The sequence below is a fragment of the Shewanella sp. 11B5 genome, assembly GCF_002836795.1.
GTDB lineage: Bacteria > Pseudomonadota > Gammaproteobacteria > Enterobacterales > Shewanellaceae > Shewanella > Shewanella frigidimarina.
This window is the reverse complement of the sequence record NZ_PJAP01001046.1, coordinates 1-2523: the sequence shown is the minus strand read 5'-3', so window position 1 is coordinate 2523 and position 2523 is coordinate 1. Positions and strand designations below refer to the sequence as shown.

Genomic DNA, 2523 nt, shown 5'->3' with positions numbered 1-2523 from the left:
ACAAATAGAATCATTCTTAGGGATGATCCAAAATATAAAATGCTCACTATACTTATTTAAAAGGAGTCAGTGAGGAGTGTTAGCTATGAGATTACTTTCGCGTGCCATTTGTTGCCCACATTGCGGACATCATCAATACGTCACTTTAGATGCAAGTTCTGGAGATCAAGAGTATTACGACGACTGTCGTATTTGTTGCAATCCGATACACATTAAAATGCACCTAGATGATAACCGTCGTACAATTGAACTTCATATCGGTTCTGACGATGAACAAATTTATTAATTTCTAGCTCGCCTGCTTAAAATTCGAAGCAGGCAAGTTAATGTTCAATATTCAGTTGGGTGATTAGGCGAGCTGCTTTTTAGCTAAAATTCGCTCAACAGTATCAACGATCACTTGTGTTTGACTGTCTATTTCGATATTAATTTTGTCACCAACACTGTAATGATTCAAATTGGTCAACTTCAAGGTTTCAGGTATTAAATGCAGCAAAAAACCACTGTCACTGACTTTTCCTACTGTTAAGCTGCAACCGTTTATTCCCACAAATCCTTTATAAAAGATGTAGTTCATCCACTGTGGCTCAACCTGCAGTTCTATATTGTAATGTTCGTTGGTGTCACTGACGGCCTTAACAGTTGCCAGAGTGTGTACATGACCAGATAATATATGCCCACCAATCTCAGTCCCAAACGTTAATGAACGCTCAATATTGACCTTGTCGCCGACACTGGTATTACCTAGGTTAGTTACGGCTAATGTTTCTTCCATTACATCAAAAAAAACCTTATCATTTAGTATCTTGGTTACGGTAAGACAAACGCCATTATTGGCTACGCTAGCGCCAGTCACTAATCCTTGTGTTAACTCTGGCGTCATTGCGACTTCAAAGGTTTTAAGACCAGCTGCATTGTTAATCGATACCACTTCACACGTGGCTTGGACTATACCAGTAAACATATTTCTCTCGTTCCATTATAGGTTTTTTAATGAATAATACAGGTTTTCAGATTTCACGCTTGATAAAATTGGCGCTTCCAGTGCTGATAGCCCAAGTGACACAAACCATGATGGGTTTTATTGACACAGTGATGGCTGGCCGTGTGAGTGCAGTGGATATGGCAGCCGTCGCCGTTGGGACCAGTTTGTGGCTACCTGCTATATTATTTGTTCAAGGCTTATTAATGTCCTTTACCCCGGTGTTTTCACAACATCACGGGGCGAATAATCAACAAATCATTCCATCACTCATTTTTCAGGCGGGTTATATTGCCATAATTGGCGGTATTGGGGTGATGTTGTTTCTCGCATCTTCAACATATTTACTCGACTTTATGCATTTAGAACCAAAACTGCATGCATTAACCGTGGGTTATATAGATGCAATCTTGTGGGGAGCACCAGCTTTCGTTTTGTATCAGGTATTACGCGGTTGCAGTGAAGGGATTTCTTATACAATGCCGACAATGGTCATTGGATTTATCGGGTTAGCCGTCAATATACCCGCCAATTACGTGTTTATTTATGGTGGTTTTGGTATTCCCGCTATGGGCGGTGCTGGTTGTGGTGTTGCAACTGCATTAGTGTTTTGGGCTATGTTAGCTGCGATGATTATTTACATGTTAGTGGATAAAACATTTAAAGATCTCGCGCCATTCAAACAGTTTTTTCGTCCTCATTTGGCCAGTATGTGGTCCATGACCAAATTGGGTATGCCAATTGCGATGGCATTATTTTTTGAGGTAAGCCTGTTTGCTGTCATCGCATTATTTTTAGCGCCATTAGGCGCTAACGTCGTTGCAAGCCATCAAATCGCCCTCAACTTCTCATCAATTATATTTATGTTGCCCTTATCAATTGGTATAGCAGTATCGATCCGAATTGGTTACTACCTTGGCCGTGGGCAACCAGAAATATCGGCCTTAGTTGCAAAAGTAGGTTTAGGGTTATCATTAACGCTAGCCATTTTTACCGCGATACTAACCGTCACCTTTAAGCACCAAATCGCACTGCTATATAATGACAACCCTGAAGTGGTTGCATTAGCTGGCAGCCTAATGATGTTAGCTGCGTTCTATCAGATATCAGATTCTATTCAAGTTGTCGCTGCTGGTGCATTACGCGGCTATAAAGATACTCGTAGTGCATTTTACATTACCTTGTTCTCGTATTGGGTGATCGGCATGACAACGGGTTATATTTTAGGGTATACGAATTTACTTGTTGAACCTATGGGCGCACACGGTTTTTGGATTGGCTTAATTGCAGGTTTAACCTCTGCAGCAATTTTGTTTGCTATTAGATTGAGATACATTCAAAAGAAAGGATTTGAGTTTCAACAGATTGGCTAATCTAATTGATTTTTTACAAGCTTAAGCGACTCACATTGCTTAAGCTTGAATCAAGTTGCACAGCAAATCACCGTTTAGTCATAAAAATGTTTTTTTTGCTTGCATGCAATAGCCTATCCCCCTTAATATAGCGTCCGCTTTGAAGCAAAAGTATTTAAAGCAAGCGTT

At 40.3% G+C, this 2523-nt stretch carries 3 protein-coding genes; 2 read left to right on the top strand and 1 reads right to left on the bottom strand.

Annotated features, from left to right (window positions below):
• Nucleotides 1-85 precede the first annotated feature (85 nt).
• A complete protein-coding gene (locus tag CXF78_RS20105) occupies nucleotides 86-286 on the top strand; it encodes a CPXCG motif-containing cysteine-rich protein (RefSeq protein ID WP_102037753.1) in 201 nt (66 codons plus the stop codon).
• Between the two features lie 63 nt (nucleotides 287-349).
• On the opposite strand, the gene CXF78_RS20100 is transcribed toward CXF78_RS20105, so the two are convergent.
• Nucleotides 350-964 carry a riboflavin synthase gene (locus CXF78_RS20100; protein ID WP_011637490.1) on the bottom strand — a complete coding sequence of 205 codons (615 nt, stop codon included), beginning with the start codon at nucleotides 962-964 and terminating at the stop codon, nucleotides 350-352.
• A 29-nt stretch (nucleotides 965-993) separates the two neighbouring features.
• Here CXF78_RS20100 and CXF78_RS20095 point away from each other — a divergent pair, with 29 nt between their 5' ends.
• Nucleotides 994-2355: an MATE family efflux transporter gene (locus tag CXF78_RS20095; protein WP_102037752.1), complete on the top strand. Its 1362-nt coding sequence runs from the start codon at nucleotides 994-996 to the stop codon at nucleotides 2353-2355.
• Nucleotides 2356-2523 lie beyond the last annotated feature (168 nt).

Coding starts and splice junctions, on each gene's coding strand:
- CXF78_RS20100 (WP_011637490.1), bottom strand. CDS start 964: ATGTTTACTGGTATAGTCCAAGCCACGTGTGAAGTGGTATCGATTAAC.
- CXF78_RS20095 (WP_102037752.1), top strand. CDS start 994: ATGAATAATACAGGTTTTCAGATTTCACGCTTGATAAAATTGGCGCTT.
- CXF78_RS20105 (WP_102037753.1), top strand. CDS start 86: ATGAGATTACTTTCGCGTGCCATTTGTTGCCCACATTGCGGACATCAT.